We start from the raw sequence: 23,875 nt of genomic DNA on the forward strand, positions 1-23,875 counted from the left end.
CATCAGAACGACTATCATCATGATGTAATTCCATCAGGAATGACCATGGGCAGGCCGACGATCCAGGATGTCGCCAGGGAGGCGGGTGTCAGCCCCGCAACGGTCGACCGCGTGCTGAACGGCCGGCTCCCGGTCCGGCCGGAAACGGCCCGGCGGGTGGCCGAGGCAGCCAAGGCGCTCGGCTACTATGCCGCTGGCCTGATCCAGCAGCGCCTCGATCGCGATGTGCCGCATTTGCGCCTGGGTTTCCTGCTGCTCAAATCCGCCTCGCCCTTCTACAGCCTGCTGGCGCAATCCATTGCGGAGGCGGCTGCCTCGGCGCACGGCTTTCGCATCTCCGCCCTCATCGAGCACCACGGGGATACCTCGCCGGCGGCCGTGGCCGAGCGGATGCACAGCCTCGGCGAGCGTTGCCAGGCCCTGGCGGTCGTATCGGTGGACCACCCCCTGATTACTGGGGCGGTCGCCGAGTTGAAGGCCCGCAACGTGCCCGTCTTCGCGCTGCTGTCCGATTTCGCAGCCGAACATCGCGCCGGTTATGTCGGCCTCGACAACCGCAAGGCCGGGCGCACGGCGGGCTGGCTCATTGCGCGCACCGCACGCCAAGCCGGCAAGATCGGCATCATTCTCGGCAGTCACCGTTTCCACGGCCATGAACTGCGCGAGATCGGGCTGCGCAGCTACTTCCGCGAACATGCCCCGGAGTTCGAAGTGCTGGACAGCCGCGTCAACCTGGAGGAGTCGAGCATAGCCTATGAGGCGACGTTCGGGCTCATCAGGCGCTATCCGGACTTGGCCGGCCTCTATGTGGCCGGAGGCGGCATGGAAGGGGTTATTGCCGCCCTGCGGGAAGAGAAGGCGAAGGGACTGGTGGCCGTTTGCCCGGAACTGACGCCAGACTCGCGGCTTGCCTTGAGCGAAGAGGTGATCTCCTTCGTCATCGCGACGCCGCTGCCGCAACTGCCGGTGGAACTCATCCGCGTCATGGCTCAGGCATGCCTCGCCGGTACCGTGGAAGGAACCGGACAGATCTTCCTGCCTTTCAACCTCTATCTTCCGGAAAATATCTGAACCGTTCGACGGTCGCTCCTGACCCGTGTCCTTGTTCACGAGTTTTCCTGCCTCCCACGCTTTCCCAGATCGAGGGGAGGATGTCTCGGCGCCGGCAGCGACTTCGCGCGAGCCAGCAGGACCGAAATGCGTACTTGACAGGGCAGTGCAAAAATAGAATATTAATTCCAATTAAGGTAAAAAACGGTCCAATCATTCCATTTTGATGACTGGTACCGGAGAGCATATGGCGTCGGAAAAAGCGCCTCCGAGGTTGGAAATAGGGCGCTCACGCCTGCAAGGAGTGTTTCATGACAAGCGGAGCCGAACCCTTCGCTCTCAACCATATGACCGCGCCGAAGCTGCGGCCTGCCGAGTTCTTTGCGCTCGCCCGCAATCTGGGGCTCGCCAGGGTCGAGATCCGCAACGACCTCGCCGGCAACGCCATCCTCGACGGGACGCCTGCGGCCTCGGTGAAAGAAGAGGCGCAGCGCGCCGGCATCGACATCCTTTCAATCAACGCCCTCCAGCGCTTCAATGACTGGACCGCGGCACGCGCGTCGGAAGCTGAAGAACTGGCCGACTATGCGGCCGCTGCCGGCGCCAAGGCTCTGGTGCTCGTGCCCCGCAATGACGGTGAGGGGCGTGGCGACCATGAGCGCCTTCCCCGTCTGATCGAAGCCTTGCAGGCGCTCGAACCGATCCTGTCGGCACGCGGGCTGATCGGCCTCGTCGAACCTCTCGGTTTCGAGATCTGCTCCCTGCGCCTGAAGTCGGAGGCCGTCGCCGCCATCGATGCCGTCGATGGTGCGCGGACCTTCAAACTGGTGCATGATACGTTCCATCATCATCTTGCGGGCGAGGCTGCGTTGTTCCCGGACCGCACAGGGCTGGTTCATATCTCCGGCGTGGACGATGCGTCCGTCGCGGTGGGGGAGATGCGGGACAGCCATCGCGGCCTTGTCGGGGCGGATGATCGTCTTGGCAATATCGATCAGATCAGAGCGCTGCGCGCCGGCGGCTATGGCGGTGCGCTCTCCTTCGAACCCTTCGCCGAAAGCATACAGCAAATGGACGCCAGCCAGATCCGGGACCGCCTTGCCGCGAGTATGGCGCTGGTAGCGGCAGGCCTGGCGTCCTAGGGCAAAGCGCGTTCGGGCGTGAACGCTTTTTGCTCCAACTCTTTGTTTCCAGGCCAATCCAGCGGATTGGCTGAAGCGTCAAACGCTCCAACGATCCACCAATTCCCCGCAAGGGGATTATCCGGAAAATGACGGGTGCTGCCGGACATCCGACCCAGGGAGGAGACACGATGAAACGGACCCTTTTCGCGCTCGCCGCAACGGCTTTGCTGTGTGGCACGGCCTATGCCGAGAATATCGGCGTCAGCATGGCCAAGTTCGATGACAACTTCCTCACCGTGTTGCGCAACGGCATGACCGACTATGCCAAGACCAAGTCCGGTGTGAATCTCCAGATCGAGGATGGCCAGAACGACGTCAACAAGCAGCTCAGCCAGATTCAGAACTTCATCGCCCAGAAGGTCGATGCCATCATCGTCAACCCGGTCGACACCGACGCAACCCCGCAGATGACCAAGCTCGCCACCGATGCCGGCATCCCCCTCGTCTATGTCAACCGCATGCCCTCCGAAGAGAAGCTGCCGGAGAAGGTCGCCTTCGTCGGCTCGAACGAGGTCGATTCCGGTACGCTCGAAACCAAGGAGATCTGCAAGCTCCTCGGCGGCAAGGGCGATATCGTGGTGATCATGGGCGAATTGTCGAACCAGGCCGCCCGCCAGCGCACGCAGGATGTCGAGGACGTAATCGCCAAGGAGCCCTGCACGGGCATGAAGATCCTGCAGAAGCAGACGGCCAACTGGGACCGCACCCAGGCGATCGACCTGATGACCAATTGGCTGACCTCCGGCATCAAGCCGGCTGCCGTGATCTCCAACAATGACGAAATGGCCATCGGCGCCATCCAGGCCCTCAAGCAGGCCGGCCTTGCCGGCGGCAAGGTCCTCGTCGGCGGCGTGGACGCCACGCAGGATGGCCTGGGCGCCATGAAGGATGGCGATCTGCAGGTCACCGTGTTCCAGAACGCCGCCGGCCAGGGCCAGGGTGCCGTCGATACGGCGCTGAAGCTTGCCAAGGGCGAGAAGGTCGACCCCATGGTTTGGGTGCCCTTCGAGCTGGTGACCCCGGCCAATATCGACAACTACCTCAAGAAGAACTGATCGAACGGCGCGGAGCCCCTCCGGCTCAGGAAGCCGGAGGGGCGCGATTTTCTCGTCAGACGCGGCAATGTCCGGACCCCTGTTCCGGGCCGATGAAACACGTCGGCAGCTCCGGCGCAAGCATGAGGGAGAATGACGATGGCTGTAGTGCAATCGGCGGCGCCGAGCCGCGGTACCACGGATTCTGCTTATCTCATCGAGGTGGAAGGCGTGCGCAAGGGCTTTCCCGGCGTGCTGGCGCTCGACAATGTCTCCTTCAAGCTGCGCCCCGGCACGGTGCATGCCCTGATGGGCGAGAACGGCGCCGGCAAGTCGACGCTGATGAAGATCATCGCCGGCGTCTATCAGCGCGACAGCGGCGTGATGAAGCTGCGCGGGCAGGAGGTGCAGTTCTCCGGCCCCCTCGATGCGCTCCAGCAGGGCGTCGCCATGATCCATCAGGAACTCAACCTGATGCAATATATGACGGTGGCGGAGAATGTCTGGATCCGACGCGAGCCATTGACTCGGCTCGGCTTCGTCGATCATGGCGAGCTCAACCGGCGCACCGCCAAATTGTTCGAGCAGCTCAAGATCAAGATCGACCCCGCCGTGCCCGTCGGATCGCTATCGGTGGCTAACCGCCAGATGGTCGAGATCGCCAAGGCGATTTCCTACAATTCCGACGTACTGATCATGGACGAGCCGACCTCGGCCCTGACCGAGACTGAAGTCGCGCATCTGTTCGAGATCATCCACGACCTCAAGGCGCAGGGTAAGGGCATCGTCTACATCACGCACAAGATGAACGAGCTGTTCGAGATCGCCGACGAGGTCTCGATTTTCCGCGACGGCAAATATATCGGCACGGACCTGGCCGCCAACCTCACGCGCGACGAGATCATCCGCCGCATGGTCGGCCGCGAGATCACCCAGATGTTCCCCAAGGAGACGGTGCCTATCGGCGACGTCGTCCTGTCGGTGAGGAACCTGACGCTCGACGGCGTCTTCCGCGATGTCTCCTTCGACTTGCGTGCCGGCGAGATCCTCGGTTTCGCCGGGCTGGTCGGGGCAGGTCGCTCCAATGTGGCGGAAACCCTGTTCGGTGTCACGCCGGCCTCCTCCGGCACGATCGAGGTCTTCGGCAAGCCCGTCTCCATCTCCTCTCCTGCCGTCGCCATGCGCCAGGGCATGGCGTTCCTCACCGAGGACCGCAAGGACACCGGCTGCTTCCTCATTCTCGACATCCTCGAGAACATGCAGATGGCGGTGCTGACGCAGCGCTACGTCAGGGCCGGCTTCGTCGCCTCGGGCGAGGCAACGCCGGCCTGCGCCGAGATGAGCGCGGCGCTGCGCGTCAAGACACCCAACCTGCATGAGCGCATCGAGAACCTGTCCGGCGGTAACCAGCAGAAGGTCCTGATCGGCCGCTGGCTCCTGACCAAGCCGAAGATACTCATCCTCGACGAGCCGACGCGCGGCATCGATGTCGGCGCCAAGGCTGAAATCCATCGCCTGATCAGCAAGCTGGCGGGCGAGGGCGTGGCGGTGATCATGATTTCCTCGGAACTGCCGGAGGTGCTGGGCATGAGCGACCGCATCCTCGTCATGCATGCCGGCCACGCTACCGGCATCCTCGACCGGGCGGAAGCGGACCAGGTCAAGATCATGGAACTGGCCGCGCGCTGAGGCGCGGTCCCTGGAATTGGAAGAACCCCGATACGGCGCGCCGTGAGGCGCTTAGCGATAGAATTGGAGGATCCCATGTCCGCGAACGAGGCTGCCGGCAAATCGCCGCAGATATCCAGCGTCAAACCGCATCGCAGGCTGCCGCAGGAACTGAGCATCCTGGCGGTTCTCGCCGTCATCGTGGCGATATTCGAGCTCATCGGCTGGCCGCTGAAGAGCCAGAGCTTCTTCTTCAATGCGGGTCGCCTGAGCATCATCTTCCTGCAGGTGGCGGTGATCGGCATCATCGCGGTGGGCGTGGCGCAGACCATCATCACCAGCGGCGTCGACCTGTCCTCCGGCTCCGTGGTGGGCGCCACCGCCATGATCGCCGCCTCGCTCGCGCAGGTGAGCACGGCCCGCTCCGTGGTCTATCCGCATCTCACCGATCTGCCTTTCATCATTCCCGTGCTGGCCGGGCTGGCGACGGGACTGCTGGCCGGCGTCATCAACGGCGCGCTCATCGCTTACGCCAATGTGCCGCCCTTCATCGCCACGCTCGGCATGATGGTCTCGGCGCGCGGCTTCGCCACCTGGTACACCAATGGCCAGCCCGTCAGCACCTTCACGCCCTCCTTCCGCGTCATCGGTTCGCCCGTGGAACTCTTCGGCTTTTCCATCGACGTGCCGACGGTGATCTTCCTGGTGGTGGCGCTGATCTTCCACATCGCCATGTGCTACACGCGCTATGGCAAGTTCACCTATGCCATCGGCTCGAACATGCAGGCCGCGCGCGTTTCGGGCATCGACGTGAAGTGGCACCTGGTCAAGGTCTACGGCTTCGCCGGCCTGCTTTCGGGCCTGGCCGGGGTGGTGCAGATCGCCCGTGCGGGCTCGGGCCAGGCCGGCGCAGGCCTCGGCTATGAGCTGCAGGCCATCGCGGCGGTGGTGATCGGCGGCACCTCGCTCTCCGGCGGCGTGGGACGCATCACTTCCACGGTGATCGGCCTCCTCATCCTCTCGGTGGTGACCTCAGGTTTCACCTTCCTCGGCGTTCCCGCCTCCCTGCAGCAGATCGTGCTCGGCGCCATCATCGTGGGTGCCGTGGTGATCGACCAGTATCGCCGGCGCCGGAAGGTCTGAGGCGAGCAGCACTACGATCGAACGGCCCGTCCGCCAGGGCGGGCCGTTGTCATTTGTCCGCATCTGTCGCTGCCCTGGAAGGCCTACACGATTGGTTGCAATCATGTGTGCCCTCGCGAACAGGCCCGTTGCCTCGCTGCCGGCTTGCTATATGTAGTCTATCCCAGTGCCTGTTGACGGCCCGTCGGCCTGGTGCTTGTCGGGTTGGGGCGGCACGGAAGATCGAATGACACCATGGTCCATGCGGCACGAATGTTCCCCTGGCCAGGAAATGAGGGGTGAGAGGCTCAACGCGTCCGGCCGGTGCCGGCAGGGCGTTGAACCTGGCGAGACTTGATGAGCAGCAACACCACGGTCTATCTTTTTCCGCATATCCTGAAATGCGCCGGCCTGAGCGTCAGGGATTATCTCCTGCACGACGTCCCGCCGCGCGGCTCCGCCGTGATTTATTCCAAGCCCGAGCAACGGCCCTGGCTCGATCCGAAGGTCCGCGTGCCCCAGGCCGATCGCGACGAGATCCGCATCCTGTTCGGCCACAGATTGCCGCGCACCGCCGCCAAGGGCTTCGAAGGACGCGTCATCCGGGAGGTCGGGCTGCTCCGGGAGCCGGTGTCCTTCTACGTCTCGCTCTACAATTTCCTGCAGAAGACGCCGGAGAGACATCGGGTCGTGGGCATGTCCTTCGAGCAGTGGTATCCGACCAACAAACACAACCGCATCAGCCGCTTCTATTTCCGCCACTATTTCGGCCTGTCCTCCCTGGGCATCCGCAAGATGAGCCAGCGCCAGAGATTCGAATTTCTCTCCAGGCAGTTCGAGACATTCTGGTTCGTCGGCGACTATCGCAACTGCGATGCGGTGATGGAGCGGATTACCCAGGATATCGGCTGGAAATTCGAGAAACTGCCGCATGAGAATGCCGCGCCTACCAATGCGCTGCGCAGCCAGGATATCGGCGAGGACCTGCGCCGGAAAATCCGGGAGGACAACGCCCTCGACCTGGCGCTCTACGAAACCTGGAGTGAGCGCAAATGGGGGGACAATCCGACCCTCGAGCGCGGCCAGGGCCTGAACAATCGCTGGACCTGGCAGTAGCGGCGGCAGGGCGGGCCAGCGCCCGGTCGGGGCATCATCCCGAGAGGATGACTGACAATCGGTGCGGCGTTTCAAACTCTTGCCCCGATCCCATGCTATGCAGGCGTCAGGTCGGCGTTCGCGAGGCTTGCGAAGAGCAATCCTCGGCTTCGATCGGACTGCCGGCCGGGCTCGAGCGCATGGATCTGCCCATGGCCCACGCGCCCGGGCCGATGACCCCAACCAAACTTCGCTCCCCGATCAGAAGGGCAAGGTTCTTTCTGACCGGGGATTTGTCGAGCGCTCCGCGACGGAAATGCGTAAGGGGGTGGCGTGTCGGTCCGCTGGCGGACGTTGTCCGTCAGTTCAGGTTCAGCCCAAATTGGCGGCTCATCAGCTTGTCCTTCCATCGGTTTTCGAGCGCGATGATCTCGTCTACCGTCGTCGACAAAGACGCCAGTTCCAAGATGGTGACCTGAAAATCGCTGCTCCTATGGGCTTTCATGCCGACGTTGCCGCCGTGACCAGTCGCAAGATATTGTTCCCATCGAGCCCAAAAGCCACCCGCACCGTAGGCTGATCCGACGTAACGCTGTCCAGTCGAACGGCAGACCATCAGGTAGACACCTGATACCGCCGACAGTGCCTGGCGCCACGCCACCGGCACAGCCGCCAGATCGCGGATCCGCCAAGTGAAAACGCCGAAGCCTGGAAAGGGTGGGTCGACGACAGTACGGCGGATCTCGATGATGGGCTTGTCCTGGCTGCTGGCGTTCTGAACCCATGCCAAGAAGCCCCGTCCCCAATCGATTATGACTCGCCCGCGAAAGTCGGCCAGCAACGGCGAAAGCTGCAGCTCGTACAGGTGCTCATTTTCATCGACCAGCTTGCCGTCGAGCGGATAATGCGTCCCTGGGGGCACTGCCGCGGCGGCGCCGACCTCATAGATGCCGGCGAATAATGTCTCGCCGAGCGGTGTAGCCACGAAGGATGCGATCCATTTGGCACCATCGAATCGCCGCCGGCTTTGAATGCGCTGGAAAAGCTCAAACCGTCCATCTGCTGCCCGCCAAAGATCGTATGGAGATCGGCCCTTCTCGGCACGATTGTCTTGGTGCCGGACAATCTTCGTACTTGCAAGGTCGATGCCGGTGGCGGTGAGGAGAGAATTGAAGGTGAGCATCTCGGGGCACCATTTTAGAGAAAATGGACAATATTTGGCGGCGCCTCAACGCAAAATGCACGCCAAAGGGCGCGTGCTGCGGGTAATCGCGGGTCTCATCAGATGGAGTACCGTCGCAGCTTAGTCGTTTCGATGCGGTTGCTGGTAGGTAGCCATAATGGATGTGAAGGCATTCCAAGAAGGCCAAGCATTACTATGACAGTGGATATTACTGCGAGCACTTCATTTTGCTCATCCCACGCGCAATAACGCGCAATACGATCCAGCCGCATGGACCCGCGGTGTCGTCAGTCAAAATGTACGAAGGGAAGAGGAGATGGTGCCTAGGGGCGGAATCGAACCACCGACACTGCGATTTTCAGTCGCATGCTCTACCAACTGAGCTACCTAGGCATCCGGCGAGTCAGCCGAGGCCGCCGCGAGACCGCGGGTGTATAGCCAGCGCCTCCCTGGTTGTCCAGCCCTCTTGCGCGGAAAAAATAAGCCGGCTGCAAAAACACCGGTACGCACGCTGTTCCCACTGGTACAGATGGTGAAATCTCTCTGAATCATGATTGCCGCCGAACCGGGGCGCCCTTAGTCTTGCAGGCTCGGTGGTCCGTTCCCTGTGCATATCGCGTGACCTGGGCGTGCCGTCAGTTATCGACTGGGTTCTCCCGCATAACTGACGACACGCCCAGGTCACGCCGGCGCGCTAGCGTGGAAGGGGACCGCCGCATAGGCCCAGGGGCGGGTAAGAGGGACAGGGAACATGGTCAGGCAGGCAGCGCGCCAAGGCGTCTTCGTGCGGTTCTTCTCGGCATTCGTGCTCATGCTCGCCGTGCTGAGCTGGGTGGCTGCCAGCCCCGCGCAGGCGGCCCCGCGGTTTCAGGTGGATAGCTATTCCTACGCAGCCGACAGCTACAAGGACAGCATCGCCAAGCTGGCCAAGACCATGAAGAAGAGCGCGCCGCAGCTCCAGGAGGAGCTGAAAGCGGCCATCGGCTCCGACAACGCGCGCAACACCGCCGTGGTGGTGGAGCAATTCATCGCCCTGTCCCCCAATGACGGTGCGATGTGGAAGCGCCTCGCCGATTTGCTGCTGGTGGCGGAGCCCTTCAACAGCCAGGACGGCTATGAACTGCCCTACAAGGCGCTCGGCGCCTCCATCAGGGCCTATCAGCTGGCCAAGACGCCGCAGGAGCAGGCCGACGCGCTCAACGACGTCGCCCAAGCCTTGGTCAAGCGCGAGGACTGGCGCCCGGCCCTCAACGCCTATCGCGCCAGCCTCGATCTGGTCGACAATGCCGAGATCCGTGAAGCCTATGAGGAAGTACGCAAGGATCACGGCTTCCGCATCACCGACTATACGGTGGAGAGCGACGCGCCGCAGCCGCGCCTGTGCTTCCAGTTCTCCGATCCCCTGAGCAACGCGGTCGCCGACTACGCGCCCTATTTCAGCCAGGAGCCGGGTCCCGTCTCGGCCGTTACCGTCGACGGCACCAAGCTGTGCGTCGAGGGACTGAAGCATGGCGGGCGCTACAAGGTCACCGTGCGCCAGGGCCTGCCTTCGGCTGTGGATGAGAGCCTCCTCAAGAACGCCGACTATGAGATCTATGTGCGCGACCGCCTGCCGTCCGTGCAGTTCGTCGGCAAGAGCTATGTCCTGCCGCGCACCGGCCAGAACGGCATCCCTCTGGTCTCGGTCAACACCACCCAGGCCAAGCTCGCGCTCTACCGGGTCGGCGACCGCAGCCTGATCTCGGCGGTGATCGATTCCAATTTCCTCGACCAGATCTACGGTTCCCAGGCCAGCGAGATTGCCCGCACCAAGGGCAAAAAGGTCTGGGAAGGCACGATGGACCTCACCAGCACGCCGAATCAGGACGTCACCACCGCCTTTCCGGTCGACGAAGCGCTCGGCAAGATCGAGCCTGGCCTCTATGTGATGACGGCCCAGGCCGGCGAAGTGGCGGAGGACGAGGACAGCCAGCTCGCCACGCAGTGGTTCGTGGTCTCCGATCTCGGCCTGTCGACGCTGAAGGGCAAGGACGGCCTGCACGTCTTCCTGCGTTCGATCGCTTCCGCCGAGCCGCTCGCCGATGTCACGGTGCGCCTGCTCGCCCGCAACAATGAGATTCTGGGTTCGGTGAAGACCGGGGTCGATGGCGCCGCCTTCTTCGATGCCGGCCTCACCAAGGGCAATGAGGGCCAGGAGCCAGCCCTCGTGGTGGCCTCAGACGAGAAGAACGATTACGCCTTCATCGACCTCACCCAGCAGGCCTTCGACCTCACCGATCGCGGCGTCACCGGGCGCGACCCGCCGGGACCGGCCGATGCCTTCGTCTATGTCGAACGCGGCGTCTATAGGCGCGGCGAAACGGTGCATGCCGCCATCCTGCTGCGCGACGGCAATGCCAATGCCCTGGCCGACGTGCCCGTCACCATGGTGGTGCAGCGCCCCGACGGCGTCGAATATTCCCGTACCGTGCTGAAGGACCAGGGCGCGGGCGGCCGTACCGCCGATATCGCCATCATTCCCTCTGCCGCCAGCGGCACCTGGCGCGTCGTCGCCTATACCGATCCCAAGGCGGCGCCGGTCGGCGAGACCACCTTTCTGGTCGAGGACTATGTGCCCGATCGCATCGAGTTCGACCTCGCCACCTCCGGCACGCGTATCGACCGCACCAGCGGCGCCAATCTGAAGGTGGACGGCCGCTATCTCTTCGGCGCCCCCGCCGCCGGCCTCGATATCGAGGGCGACGTCTCGGTCTCCATCGACAGCCAGCCCTTCCCGCAATGGAAGAACTATGCGTTCGGCCTGTCGGACGAAAGCGTCGACACGGTGCAGAACACCGTCGATGATCTCGCCCAGACCGACGACAAGGGGCACGCCGAATTCACCGTGCCGCTGCCGCAGCTGCCGACGACCACCCGTCCGCTCAAGGCCAATTTCGTCATCCGCATGAAGGAAGGCGGCGGCCGCGGCGTGGTGCGCAGCGCCTCCCTGCCTATCGCCGCCACCGGCCCGATGCTCGCCTTGAAGCCCGGCTTCGCCGAAGGCACGGTGCCCGAGGGCCAGCAGGCCCTGTTCGACGCCGTTGCCGTCGATCCCCAGGGCAACCAGGTGGCGGCCAAGGGCGCGACCTGGACCCTCAAGCGCCTGACCACGACCTATCAGTGGTACAAGAGCAATAATCGCTGGAACTATGAGGCCGTCACCACCGCCCGCAAGGTCGGCGGCGGCACGGTCGACCTCGCGGCCGACAAGCCCGCCCAGATCTCCGCGCAGGTGCAGTGGGGCCAGTACCGTCTCGAAATCTCAGCGGATGGATTGGCTTCCTCCTCCAGCTCCTTCTATGCGGGCTATTACACCAGCGAGAAGGCGGACACGCCCGACATGCTGCCGGTCGCCCTCGACCAGACCAGCGTCAAGACCGGCGATACGCTGCAGGTGAAGATCGATGCCCGTTTTGCCGGCAAGGCCTCGGTGCAGGTGGTCGGCGAGAAGCTCTTGTCTTCCACCCTGGTCGACGTGCCGGAGAAGGGGACGACCGTTCCCGTGACCGTGGGCAAGGACTGGGGCACGGGCGCCTATGTCGTGGTCACCCACTTCCGGCCGATGGACGTTGCGGCCAAGCGCATGCCGACCCGCGCGATCGGCCTCGCCTGGTTCGGCATCGACCGCAACGAACGCACGCTCAAGGTCACGCTCACGCCGACCGAGCTGATGAAGCCGCGCCAGCCTCTCAAGGTGCCGGTGAAGATCGAGGGCCTCGCCGGCGAGAAAGCCTATGTCACCCTGGCGGCCGTCGATGTCGGCATCCTCAACCTGACGGGCTACAAGCCGCCGGAACCGGAGACGTTCTATTACAGCCAGAAGCGCCTTTCGGCCGAGCTGCATGATCTCTACGGCCAGTTGATCGACGGCATGGAAGGAGCGAAGGGGCGGATCCGCACCGGCGGCGACGGCGGAGCCAATTTCAACAGCCCCCCGCCGACCCAGGCGCCCCTGGCGCTGTTCTCCGGCATGGTCGAGGTCGGTGCCGACGGCACGGCCGAGATCAGCTTCGACATTCCCGCCTTCAATGGTTTGGTGCGGGTGATGGCGGTGGCCTGGACCCCGACCAAGGTCGGCCATGGGTCGGCGGACGTCAAAGTGCGCGATCCGGTGGTGATTGCCGGCACCTTGCCGCGCTTCCTTGCGGTGGGTGACCAGTCGCGCTTCCGCCTCGACCTCGTCAACGCCGAGGCCGCGCCCGGCGACTATACGCTCGCCGTCGACGTGGCGGGGCCGATCGGCGCCCAGCCCTCGGCCCTCTACCAGACCGTGAAGATCGGGCCCGTAGGCTCGCGCACGCCGGTGAACATTCCCATTACCGCGAACGGCATCGGCACCGGCAAGCTGGTCGCCACCCTGGCGGGGCCGGGTAATGTCGCCATCGACCAGAGCTTCACCCTCGGCGTTCTGCCGGCCAATCCGCCGGTGACGCGCCGCACGATCCAGACCATCGCCGCCAATGGCGGCGGCATCACCGTCAATGCCGACCTCGTCTCCGACATGGTTCCCGGCACCGGCGCGGTCTCGCTTTCGGTGGGGCCGTTCAGCGCCCTCGACGTGCCCGGCCTGCTGCGCGATCTCGATCGCTATCCCTATGGCTGCTCGGAACAGCTCGTCAGCCGCGCGCTGCCCTTGCTCTATCTCAGCGAGCTCGGCGGCAATGCCATCGATCTCGACGGCACGGTGAAGGAGCGCCTGGGCGATACGGTGCAGCGCCTGCTCGCACGCCAGGATTCGAACGGCGCCTTCGGTCTGTGGAATGCCGATAGCGGCGAGTTGTGGCTGTCGGCCTATGTCACCGACTTCCTGCTGCGCGCCCGCGAGAAGGGCTTCGCGGTGCCGGAGCTGGCGCTCAACCAGGCGGTCGACTATCTGCGCAACCGTGTCGGCAACGCGCCCGACGTGGAAGAGGGCAAGGGCGAGGACGTCGCCTATGCCCTCTACACGCTGGCCCGGGCGGGCAGGGCGCCGGCGGGCGATCTGAAATATCTCGCCGACACCAAGATCGGCCAGTTCGGCAGCGCCATGGCGCGGGCCCAGATCGCTGCTGCCCTCGGCATGCTCGGCGACAAGCCGCGGGCCGGCGAGGCGTTCGGCTCGGCTGCCGAGGCGCTCCAGAAGGAGACCAGCGATACCAGCCTGGCCTATCGCAATTACGGCTCGCCGCTGCGCGATGCCGCGGCGGTGGTGGCGCTTGCCGGTGACGGCAATGCCGGCCTGCCGGTGATCAAGGCGGCGCTCAAAGTCATCACCGATGCGCGATCGAAATCCCGCTATGCCTCGACCCAGGAGATGACCTGGATGGTGCTCGCGGCTCGCAGCATCGCTGACCAGGCCCGTTCCCTCAAGCTGACCGTCGATGGCTCGGAACAGCAGGGCGCGTTCTACAAGGTCTATCGCGGAGAGGCCCTCAAGACCCCGCATTCCGTCTCCAACCCCGGCGCTTCGGCCCTGCAGGCCGTGGTTGCGGTTTCCGGCTCGCCCGTCGTGCCCGAGCCCGCCGCCAATAACGGCATGAACCTGACGAGGAGCTATTTCTCGCTCGACGGCAAGGCCGTGGATCCCACGCAGGTGAAGCAGAACACCAGGCTGGTTGTGGTGTTGAGCGCCAGCCGCAGCGGCGACAACCAGACCGGCAACTTCCTGCTCGTCGACCGGCTGCCCGCCGGCTTCGAGATCGAGAATCCGAATCTGGTCGTCACCGGCGAGACCGGCAGCATGTCCTGGCTCAAGGATCTCACCGAGGTGACCCATTCGGAGTTCCGCGACGACCGCTTCGTCGCCGCGTTCACCGACCAGGCCGCCAAGGTTGCCTATGTCGTCCGCGCGGTAGCGCCCGGCCGCTACATCCTGCCCGGCACGACGGTGGAGGATATGTATCAGCCTGAGCGCAATGCCACGCTGGCCACCGGCATGCTGACGGTGACGGAGAAATGAGGAGAGGGCCGTGCTATACCCTTCCCCTCGAGGGGAGGGTGAAGTCGGAGACTACCCCGCCATGACCGCCCGGCGCGTCCATATTCTCTGCGCGTTTCTGTTCACGGCTGTCATTGCCGTGAACGCCGGCGGCTTTGCGCTGTCGGAGGCGCTCCGGCGCCTTGGCCCGGTGCCGCTGGGCGAAAGCGTGACCTATTCGCCCCTGGTGGTGGACCGCGACGGCAAGCTGCTGCGCCCCTTCACCACGGCGGACGGCTATTGGCGCCTGCCGGCCAGGCCGGAGGAGATCGACCGGCGCTTCCTGTCTATGCTGGTCGCTTACGAAGACAAGCGCTTCTATTCCCATCACGGCATCGATCCGGTGGCGATGGTGCGCGCCGCCTGGCAGATGCTGAGCCGGGGGCGCATCGTCTCCGGCGGATCGACCCTGACCATGCAGGTTGCCCGCCTACTCGAGCCGCGTCCCGATCGCACTTTCGCCGACAAGGCGGCGGAAATGATCCGCGCCGTCCAGATCGAGAACCGGCTGAGCAAGGAGCAGATCCTCGGCCTTTATCTGGCGCTGGCGCCCTATGGCGGCAATCTGGAAGGAACGCGGGCGGCGTCGCTGGCCTATTTCGCCAAGGAACCCAAGCGCCTGTCGACGGCGGAGGCGGCGATGCTCGTAGCCTTGCCGCAGGCCCCTGAATCGCGCCGCCCGGACCGGGCTCCCGCTGCGGCCAAGGCAGCCCGAAACCGGGTGCTGCGGCTTCTCGCCGGCAAGGGCGTGCTGCATCCCGACCAGGCCGAGGCCGCCACGCTTGAGGCAGCGCCGCTGGGGCGCAAGCCCTTCCCGATCCTGGCCGCCCATGTCGCCGAACGGCTGGTGCGCCAGGACCTGCTGCTTCAGGCCCAGGCCGGCAAAAGCGAGCCCAATCCGGTGGTGACCACCACGATTGCACGCTTCCTGCAGGAGCAGCTCGAGAACCTGGCGCGCGAGCGAGCGACCGCCTTGGGCGGCGGCGTCTCGGTTGCCATCGTCGCCGTCGACAATGCCAGCGGGGAGGTGAGGGCACATGTCGGCGGCGTCGGCTATTTCGACAAGGCGAGGGCCGGGCAGATGGATCTGGCCGAATCCTCGCGCTCGCCGGGCTCCACCCTCAAGCCGTTCATCTACGGCCTCGCCTTCGAGGATGGCCTCGCCCATCCCGAGACGCTGGTGGATGATCGTCCCGCCCGTTTCGGGGTCTACAAGCCCGAGAATTTCGACGATGCCTTCCAGGGCACCGTCACCATGCGCCGCGCCCTGCAGCAATCCCTCAACGTGCCGGCGGTGATGCTGCTCAATTCGATCGGGCCGAACCGGCTGATCGCACGCATGAAGAATGCCGGCGCCGAGCCATCCCTGCCGCCCGACGCGGTGCCGGGGCTTGCCGTCGGCCTCGGCGGCGCCGGCGTCAAGCTCACCGATCTCGCCACTCTTTACCTCGCGCTGGCCCGTGAGGGAGAGGCGCTGCCGCTGATCTGGCGGCCGCAGGACCGGTCGATCGGCGCGCAGCCCCATCGCCTGTTCGAGAAGGCAGCGGCCTGGCAGGTCGGCAATGTCCTGATCGGCGCGCCGCCGCCGGAGAACGCGGTGGGCGGCAAGATCGCCTACAAGACCGGCACGTCCTATGGCTATCGCGATGCCTGGGCGGTCGGGTTCGACGGCGCCAACACGGTCGCCGTCTGGGTCGGGCGGCCCGATGGGGCGCCCGTCTCGGATCTCGTCGGCCGCAAGGCTGCCGCTCCCATCCTGTTCGATGCCTTCCAGCGCATCGGCGAGAAGCGCGTGCCGCTCAAGCCTCCGCCATCCGGCGTGGTGTTCGCGCGGACCTCCGAACTGCCGCCGGCCTTGCAGCGCTTCCGTCCCGGCGCGTTGCCCGAAATTGCCGCCGCTGGTTCGGGCGATGCCCCGCTGGTGATTTCCTTTCCGCCCGATGGCGCCCGGGTCGAGGTTTCCGGGGGAGAGCCGGATGCCGCTTTGGCTCTCAAGGCGATGGGGGGCGCGCCGCCCTTCACCTGGCTCGCCGACGGCCTGCCGATCGTGATCGGCGAAGAACGGCGCGAGGCTGTCTGGGACAAGCCCGGCAAGGGCTTTGCCCGCCTCTCGGTGATCGATGCCAGAGGGCATACGGCCAGTGTGCAGATCAGGCTGGATTGATACCCGGCTCTCGTAAGGGATCAATGACCTAGGACCAGGTTTTTTACCCGGAACCATAATATTCCTGTCAAGATGCGGGCCTAGTCTTGGACGCAGCACATTCCAACGATTGGCAGAAATACATTTCCGGGAGAAGCGTGGTGAAGGCAGGGCGTTATGTGATCAAGCAAGGAGACACCTTGTGGGGGATCGCCGGCCGTTACTATGGAAATCCGGTGCGCTGGCCGGAGATCTATGCCTATAACAACGAGCCGGCTGTCGTCGCCAAGACCGGACACGGCATCGTCAATCCCGATCTCATCAAGGCCGGGCAGGTGATCTACCTGCCGAAGCAGCATCGCCGCGTGGTTTTGCGCGGTACGTCGACGACAGGCCCGGCTCTGGCGGCGAAGCCCCAGCCGGCCAACCCGCCCGCACCCGGCTCGCCCACGCCTGCTCCTGCCCCGACAAGGGCCGGCACGAGCCCGTCCCATCCTATGCGCACACCGCCCGATGCTGGAAGCAACCCGGCGGCCAGGACGCTCGCGAACAATTTCGGTTTCGGCTACCAGCTTGACGACCTGCCGATCATCGAGATCAAGGGCAATGGCTTCTCGGCCAAGGTCAAGCTGAAGGGGGCGATCTTCCTGCAGCCGACCGACAAGGTGCCGCTTCTCGTCTACAGCAATAAAGGGCTGGAGTCGCAGGCGCGCCAGCAGACCTCGACGGTGCTTGGCGAATTGGTGTCCGGCGGCAAGTTGAGCTGGGACCGCAAATCCAACAGTGTTACCTATGAATGCCAGCTGACCCTGCGAGCCAACGCGCATTCGCCGGGCGCCCAGTTTTCGGCCGGGATTTCGAGCACGGGCGAGCCGGTGCTCAAGGCGACGCTCGCCTATCCGCGCCTGACCGGGCGTATCCGCGACTATGTCTATGTCGCCGGCGAGTTCAAGGTCGAGATCGAGCTGAAGCCGGATCAGCATCTGCGCCCACCGCTGCCCGAGCCGGTGCTGGCGCCGAGCTATCGTCCGGTTCCCGATGCGACGCGGGTGTGGCGACCCCAGCCCGTGCACAGCGATCGCAGGTCGCCCCCGTCCCCGGAGCCGTCTTCGGGCATTCATTGGGGCAAGGCAACGGTGGCCATCGTCGGTGCCGTGGTGATTGTCGGCTTGACCCTGCTCGAGGACGCGGCGACCGCTGGGGGCGGCGTGGCCGATGATCCCGCGAGCTTCGCAGCAGCCGGCGCCCTGCTGCGCTGGGGGTTGCGTCGGGCGACCGTGCAGGCGCCGGCACGATTGGCGCCGGCGCTGGCCTATTGAGAACGATCGAACTTACCGATTTTCGAGCACGAAATGCGTTCTTCGATGCGGTTTCAGGACCTACGGGCCGGGCAGCAACGCTGACCGGCCCTTTTCTTGTTGTCGGTGCGTCAATCGAGATTGCGTGTTAGACAGGGGCGAGTCAGGCAAGAACGATGTTCGGCCATCGAATGATGGAGTTGCGGACGCGCCTTTGCGATCCCGCCCAATCAAGCAAAGCGGGTACAGTCGGAAAGACTGCTTTGCCTGGTGTTTGTAATGCCGTGTCCTTGCGGCTCTTGGTCAGTCCACTGAGCCGCAAAGCGCCTTTGCCTGAAAATATCTGGTGCCGCATGTCTTCTTCCTTCTCTCCCGACCAGAGTGCCGATCGCCCCGAACCAGCGGAAAACGCCGAGGTCGAGCGGCTGATCGATCATCTGCTGCGCAAGGGACGCCTGGAAACCGAAAGCCCGACGGCGCTGTATCGGCGCTTGCAGGATGCCCTGCGGAGCGCGATTTCCGAAGGCGTCGTTTCGGCGGGCGCGATGATTCCGGGTGAACGCGAGCTGGCTCAGCGCCTCGATCTGTCGCGCGTGACCGTGCGCAATGCCATTAAGGGGCTGGTCGAGGAACGGCTGCTGGTGCAGCGCCACGGTGCGCGAACCAGCGTCGCGCTGCGCCTGGAAAAGCCGATGACGGTGTTCACCAGCTTCTCGGAGGACATGGTGGCGCGCGGCCGTGTTCCCGGCACCACCTGGCTGCGCCGGGAGGTTGGCATGGCAGACGGCGCCGAAGCCATGGCCCTGGGCCTGTCGCCGGGGGCCGAGGTCTGCCGTCTGCACCGGCTGCGTTTGGCCGATCGGGTGCCCATGGCAATCGAATATTCGGTGCTGCCGGCCGAATTCCTGCCGAGCCCCGATCTCATCAAAGGCTCCCTCTATGCCGCCCTCGATCGCCGGGGCTGCCAGCCTGTGCGGGCGTTGCAGCGGGTGAGGGCCGATGTGGCGACCGCCCACGAGGCGCGCCTGCTCGAGATCGAAACAGGCGCTCCCATCCTCGAAATGGAGCGCCGCTGCTCGCTCGAAAACGGCCGGGTGGTCGAGCTGACCCGCAGCCGCTACCGTGGTGACGCCTATGATTTCATGGTCGAACTGGCCCGGCGTGGTTAAAGCACGGAGGATTGCGCCACTGGTATTAAACAGGTTGCATTCTGGTCCCATTGATGTCAGGCTTCCTCAGCAGCAAACGAGGAGCATGGGTTGGCAACCGCAGTTGAACGATCGCTCGACGGATTGATCGTGTCCTGCCAGCCGGTGATCGGCGGCGCCATGGACCGGACCGAGATTGTCGTCGGCTTCGCATTGGCTGCCGCGGCAGGCGGCGCGGCAGCGTTGCGCATCGAGGGGCTGGCCAATGTCAGGGCTGTGCGCGCGGCAACGTCGCTGCCGGTCATCGGGCTGGTCAAACGCGCCGAAGCGAACACGCCCGTATTCATCACTCCCTTGCTGCAGGATGTCGCCGATCTGGCGGACGCCGGTGCCGACATCATCGCATTCGATGCCACGCAGCGCGTGCGCCCGGTCTCCGTGCCTGCCCTGATCGCCGCCATTCATGCCGCCGGGCGGCAGTCCATGGCCGATTGCGCCGACCTGGCGGATGCTGTCGCCGCCGCCGAGGCGGGCGCATCCGTGATCGGCACCACCCTGTCCGGCTATGTCGGCGGGCCGGTGCCGGAGGAGCCGGATATCGGCCTCGTGCGCCAGGTCGCGGTTCTCGGCAGGCCAGTTTTCGCCGAGGGGCGCTATCGTACGCTGGCACAGGTGCAGGCGGCACGTCAGGCCGGCGCAGATGCTGTGGTGGTGGGCTCCGCCATCACTCGCCCCGAGCACATCACGAGCTGGTTCGTCGAGGCGGTGAAGTCGCCCTCTGCTCCATCCTCCTAGGAACGCCCATGCAACGACGGCCTGTCCTTGCAATCGATATCGGCGGCACCAAGACCCTCTCGGCCTTGGTCGACGGCGACAGGGTGGTGGCGCAGCGCCGTGTCGAGACCGCACGCGAGGGCGGCCCGCAGGCCTGGCTGGATGCCGTCGCCGCGAGCATAGCCGATTGGAGCGGACGCTATGCTGCCGCCGGCATCGCCGTCACCGGCCGGATCGCAGGAGGCCGCTGGTCGGCACTGAATCCGGCCATCCTGCCGGTGCCGGATGGTTATCCTCTCGTTGAGGTCCTGACCGAGCGCCTCAAGGTGCCCGTGACGGCCGTCAACGACGCCCAGGCCGCGGCTTGGGGCGAATATCGCTTCGGCGCGGGGCAGGGCACCGACATGGTGTTCCTGACGGTATCGACAGGCGTCGGCGGCGGTCTCGTGCTGGGCGGGCGTCTGTTGACCGGCCGTAGCGGGCTGGCAGGGCATGTCGGCCGGATCCTTACCGATCTCTCGGCAGGCGAGCAGCGATTGGAAGACATTGCGGCCGGTTCTGCCCTGGCGCGGTCGGCCGCCGGCAGCGGACGATGGTCCGGCCCGCCGGCCTTGCTGGCAGCCGCCCGCGGCGGCGATCCGGAAGCGGAAGCCCTCGTCGACGGGGCCGTGCGCCCCTTGGTCCGTGCCGCCCGCACCCTGCAGATGCTGATCGATCCGGATTGCTTCGTCATTGGCGGCGGCCTCGGTCTGGCCGAGGGCTTCCTCGACCGGCTGCGCCGACAAGCCGCTGGGCTTCCTCCCCATTACCGTCCCGAATTCCGTGCTGCCGCGCTCGGCGCCGAAGCGGGACTGATCGGCGTGGCCGATCTCGTCGACCTATAACCAGAAAGCGCACCGGAGGTGGATCCATGTCTGAGATGAAGCGAGGCCGAAGGAACAGATGCAGAGCGCTGCTGGCCGGTCTGGCCCTGGCGTTGGCGGGCAGCACCGGCGCCATGGCCGACGTTACCGTTCTCGGCTGGCCCGGCGGGCCGGAGGAAACGGCTCTCCGGGCGACCGCCAAGGCCTACAATGAGCGCTCCGGTCTCGCGGAGGTCGACAAGGTCAGGCTGATCTTCTTCAACCGCGAAGGGTTCTGGGACAAGCTGCAGGCCGATCTTGCGGCGGGGTCGACCGAGTTCGATCTCAACCTGATCGCCACCTATTCACTCGGCAAATATGCGCCCTTCATGCAGCCGGTGGACCTACCGGCCGACAGCGCCAAGGTCTTCGGCGAAAAGGTGCTGAAGACCATGCAGTTCGACGGCAAGCAATATGGCGTGCCGACGGACCTGTCCTTGCATTTCATGTATGTGCGCAAGGACCTGATGGAAAAGCTGCTGGCCGATGACGGCTGGAAGAAGACCTATGGCGAGATCGCCCAGAAATATCTCGGCAAGCCGCTGCAGCCGGTAAAGCCGGACGAATGGACCTGGGACGACTATGCCGCCACGGCCCTGTTCTTCACCAAGAGCATCAATCGCGCCAGCCCGACCCGCTACGGCACGGTGCTGCAGATGAAGAACCTCCTGTTCAACATGATGGTGTTCCAGACCATGGCGCGCTCCTATGGCGCCGATTGGCAGGACGCCACCGGCAAGATCACTGTGGATTCGCCCGCCTACCGTACCAGCCTGGAGCTCTATAAGAAGCTCTACGATGCCGGCGCCAGCCCCAAGGATTCGCTCTCCTACGAATATGCCGAGGCCAACGCCGCCTTTGGTGCCGGGCAGGTCGCCACCATGTTGCAATGGAACGCTGCGGCGGCCGATCTCGACAATCCGGCCAAGAACGCCGCGGTGGCGGGCAAGATCGATGCGCTGGCTCCCCCGAAGGGGCCTGAGGGGCGCACGACGCATATTCACGGACTTGGCTTCGGCCTCAACAAGGCCTCGACCCATAAGGAGGGCGCGGTCAAGTTCCTGCACTGGCTCGCCGGCGCGGAGGCGATGAAGATCTATGCGGAGGCGGGTGGTTCGCCGGCGCTCGATGCCAGCCTGACGTCCTCCCTGCCGAAGCGGCCGGACCTCGCCAAGATCGGTGACTTCGCCGGCCAGTACGGTTTCGTGATGACGGGAGGGACCTCAGCCGGCGCCTTGCAGGTCTACGAGGCCCAGGCCAAGGCCTTCACCGGCTATTGGGCGGGACAGGCCGACCTTGATGCGACGCTGAAGGAAACGACCGCCAAGATGCAGGAATTGTTGAAGAAATAGCGTTTGCATCGAGTGCCCGTCATAGGGCGCAATCCCGGGAGCGCAGGTGACGCGTCCGCAGGTGCTAACTTAAGCGGCGGGCTTACGCTGCCCCTGGTTCTTGCGTTCTCCCCGTACAAACGGAGCGAAAGAGCGTTTGGCGTCACGCCTCTCGCCTTAGGTTCGCGTCTTCGGACGGGGACGTCCGCACTCCCAGCAACGCCCGGAGACAGCCTGATGGCGCTCGCCAAGAGCAAGACATCCTATCTGCTCATCGCTCCGATGACCGGATTCCTGATCTTTCTGGTGGCGCTGCCGCTTTGCATCGACATCGTCTACGCGCTCTCGAACGTGACCTTCGAAACCCTGCGCAGCCCGAGCCTGCAGGGTTTTGGCAATTTCCTAGGCGTGCTCCAGGATGGCGCGTTCTGGAAGGCCATGGGCTTCTCCCTTAAATTTGCCGTTGCTGCGTCGATCGCCCAGATCCTGCTTGGCCTGTTCCTCGCCATCTTTCTCAGCCCCTTATTGGCCAAGCGTCCCTGGCTGATGGCCGTCCTGATGCTGCCGATGATGCTGGCCCCGGCCCTGGTCGGCCTGATGTATCGCCTGGTGCTGCAGGAATTCGTCGGCGTGATCCCCTATTATTTCCTGCTCTTCACCGGTGACAGCCCCGCTTTCCTCAGCCCGGACAATGCCTTCGCCACGCTCGTCACCATCGAGGTCCTGCAATGGACGCCCTTTGCCCTGCTGATCCTCTATTCGGCCTACCAGGCGATCCCCATCGAGATCAGGGAAGCTGCCGCCATCGATGGCGCCGGTTATTTCCGACGGCTGCGCTGGATCGACCTGCCCTATATGGCGCCGACCATCGCCATCACCTTCTTCTTCCGCTTCATCGACAGCTTCCGGGTGTTCGACAATGTCTATGTGCTGACCGGCAGCGGCTCCGGCGGCAGCACGACCACAATTAGCATTTATATCTACGAGGCGTTCTTCCGCGGCAGCAATATCGGGATGGCCGTCGCCGCGTCCCTCATCCTGCTGGTGATGTCCTATGTCGCGGTGGCTGGGCTGATGAAGCTGGCGGAGCGCCGCGCATGACACGGCTTCTCACCCTCCTGCGCTGGATCGTCTTTCTCCTCGCGGCTTTCGCGCTGAACTTTCCGTTGATCGCGACCCTGATCGCGGCCTTCAAGAGCGAATCCGAAATAGCCGAGAACCCGTCCTTGCTGATCGAGGCGCCGACGCTGGAGAATTTCGCCAGGGTCTTCGAAATCTCCGACCGTTTCGACATCGCGCATTATCTCGTCAACAGCCTGGTTGCCGCCTCATTGGGCTCGCTGTTCGCAATCCTGCTCAGTTTTCCGGCAGCCTACGCCATCGTGCGCCATGGCATCGGCCAGCGCTGGCTGCTGCCCGGCGTGACCAATCTGCGCGCCGTCCCGCTGATCATCTTCTCCATCCCGATCTATTTGATCTACCAGCGCCTGGCCTTGCTCGACACCCGGTTCGGGCTCGCCTTGATCCTGTGCCTCGTCAACCTGCCGCTGGTGCTGGTGCTGATCGCCAACGCGGTCAGGGACCTGCCGATCGAGATCGAGGAGGCGGCGCTGGTCGATGGCGCCGGCACCTTCTTCGTGCTGTGGCGGGTGGTGCTGCCGTTGACCGCGCCCGCCATCGCCTCCTCGCTGATCCTGGCCTTCATCTATGCCTGGAACGAATTCCTGTTCGGCCTGATGCTGACCACGCAGAGCGCCGTGCCGATCACCGTCGGCGCCTCGTTCTTCTTCGCCGCCAGCGGTGGCGGGGTGCAGTGGGGCACAGCGGCGGCGGTGATGGTCCTCTCCGTGCTGCCGCCTCTGCTGCTCAGCCTGCTGGCCTATCGCTATATCGGGCGCTCACTGACCGCCGGTGCCGTGAAGGGCTAGAGTGTTTTCCAGAGAAGTTG

At 64.6% G+C, this 23,875-nt stretch carries 16 protein-coding genes and 1 tRNA gene; 15 read left to right on the forward strand and 2 right to left on the reverse strand.

Translation table 11 applies throughout. The annotated features are described in order from the left end of the window. Nucleotides 1-39: 39 nt before the first annotated feature. The 6 genes from J8I29_RS04610 (at nt 40) to J8I29_RS04635 (ending at nt 7,174) form a co-directional block, all read left to right on the forward strand. Nucleotides 40-1,071, forward strand: a complete 1,032-nt coding sequence (locus J8I29_RS04610) for a LacI family DNA-binding transcriptional regulator (RefSeq protein ID WP_209430796.1) — start codon at nt 40-42, stop codon at nt 1,069-1,071. Nucleotides 1,072-1,361: 290 nt separating this feature from the next. After that, complete coding sequence (locus tag J8I29_RS04615) at nt 1,362-2,192, forward strand: TIM barrel protein (protein ID WP_209430797.1); 831 nt, start codon at nt 1,362-1,364, stop codon at nt 2,190-2,192. Nucleotides 2,193-2,362: 170 nt separating this feature from the next. Then, complete coding sequence (locus J8I29_RS04620; RefSeq protein ID WP_105865299.1) at nt 2,363-3,289, forward strand: sugar ABC transporter substrate-binding protein; 927 nt, start codon at nt 2,363-2,365, stop codon at nt 3,287-3,289. A 138-nt stretch (nt 3,290-3,427) separates the two neighbouring features. Beyond that, on the forward strand, nt 3,428-4,957 hold the full coding sequence (locus tag J8I29_RS04625; protein ID WP_245196657.1) for a sugar ABC transporter ATP-binding protein: 1,530 nt from the start codon (nt 3,428-3,430) through the stop codon (nt 4,955-4,957). Nucleotides 4,958-5,032: 75 nt separating this feature from the next. Continuing rightward, nucleotides 5,033-6,079, forward strand: a complete 1,047-nt coding sequence (locus J8I29_RS04630; protein WP_105865301.1) for an ABC transporter permease — start codon at nt 5,033-5,035, stop codon at nt 6,077-6,079. A 336-nt stretch (nt 6,080-6,415) separates the two neighbouring features. Further along, nucleotides 6,416-7,174 carry a hypothetical protein gene (locus J8I29_RS04635; protein WP_209430799.1) on the forward strand — a complete coding sequence of 253 codons (759 nt, stop codon included), beginning with the start codon at nt 6,416-6,418 and terminating at the stop codon, nt 7,172-7,174. A gap of 340 nt (nt 7,175-7,514) precedes the next feature. Here the strand turns inward: J8I29_RS04635 and J8I29_RS04640 are convergent, their stop codons facing one another. Next, nucleotides 7,515-8,336 (reverse strand): GIY-YIG nuclease family protein, encoded by an 822-nt coding sequence (locus J8I29_RS04640; protein WP_209430800.1) that lies wholly within the window; start codon nt 8,334-8,336, stop codon nt 7,515-7,517. A gap of 317 nt (nt 8,337-8,653) precedes the next feature. Continuing rightward, nucleotides 8,654-8,729 (reverse strand) — tRNA-Phe (locus J8I29_RS04645). Nucleotides 8,730-9,087: 358 nt separating this feature from the next. Between J8I29_RS04645 and J8I29_RS04650 the strand changes: the two genes are divergently transcribed. From J8I29_RS04650 to J8I29_RS04685, 9 genes are all read left to right on the forward strand, one after another. Then, nucleotides 9,088-14,313 carry an alpha-2-macroglobulin gene (locus J8I29_RS04650; protein WP_209430801.1) on the forward strand — a complete coding sequence of 1,742 codons (5,226 nt, stop codon included), beginning with the start codon at nt 9,088-9,090 and terminating at the stop codon, nt 14,311-14,313. 61 nt (nt 14,314-14,374) lie between these two features. Continuing rightward, nucleotides 14,375-16,495 (forward strand): penicillin-binding protein 1C, encoded by a 2,121-nt coding sequence (gene pbpC / locus J8I29_RS04655; RefSeq protein ID WP_209430802.1) that lies wholly within the window; start codon nt 14,375-14,377, stop codon nt 16,493-16,495. 140 nt (nt 16,496-16,635) lie between these two features. Next, nucleotides 16,636-17,793, forward strand: coding sequence for a LysM domain-containing protein (locus J8I29_RS04660; RefSeq protein ID WP_209430803.1), 1,158 nt, complete (start codon nt 16,636-16,638; stop codon nt 17,791-17,793). Between the two features lie 155 nt (nt 17,794-17,948). After that, nucleotides 17,949-18,941, forward strand: coding sequence for a GntR family transcriptional regulator (locus J8I29_RS04665; protein ID WP_245196658.1), 993 nt, complete (start codon nt 17,949-17,951; stop codon nt 18,939-18,941). 90 nt (nt 18,942-19,031) lie between these two features. After that, the gene (locus J8I29_RS29920; protein ID WP_245196659.1) at nt 19,032-19,715 is read left to right on the forward strand and encodes a putative N-acetylmannosamine-6-phosphate 2-epimerase; all 684 of its coding nucleotides are present in this window, start codon (nt 19,032-19,034) and stop codon (nt 19,713-19,715) included. An 8-nt stretch (nt 19,716-19,723) separates the two neighbouring features. Further along, nucleotides 19,724-20,578: an ROK family protein gene (locus J8I29_RS29925; RefSeq protein ID WP_245196660.1), complete on the forward strand. Its 855-nt coding sequence runs from the start codon at nt 19,724-19,726 to the stop codon at nt 20,576-20,578. A 35-nt stretch (nt 20,579-20,613) separates the two neighbouring features. After that, nucleotides 20,614-21,948, forward strand: a complete 1,335-nt coding sequence (locus J8I29_RS04675) for an extracellular solute-binding protein (protein ID WP_209430938.1) — start codon at nt 20,614-20,616, stop codon at nt 21,946-21,948. A gap of 216 nt (nt 21,949-22,164) precedes the next feature. Then, a complete protein-coding gene (locus tag J8I29_RS04680; RefSeq protein WP_209430804.1) occupies nt 22,165-23,028 on the forward strand; it encodes a sugar ABC transporter permease in 864 nt (287 codons plus the stop codon). Continuing rightward, the gene (locus tag J8I29_RS04685) at nt 23,025-23,855 is read left to right on the forward strand and encodes a carbohydrate ABC transporter permease (protein WP_209430805.1); all 831 of its coding nucleotides are present in this window, start codon (nt 23,025-23,027) and stop codon (nt 23,853-23,855) included. The genes J8I29_RS04680 and J8I29_RS04685 overlap by 4 nt, the downstream gene beginning before the upstream one ends. Nucleotides 23,856-23,875: the final 20 nt, after the last annotated feature.

The organism is Labrys sp. LIt4 (assembly GCF_017813775.1).
Classification (GTDB): Bacteria; Pseudomonadota; Alphaproteobacteria; order Rhizobiales; family Labraceae; genus Labrys; species Labrys okinawensis_A.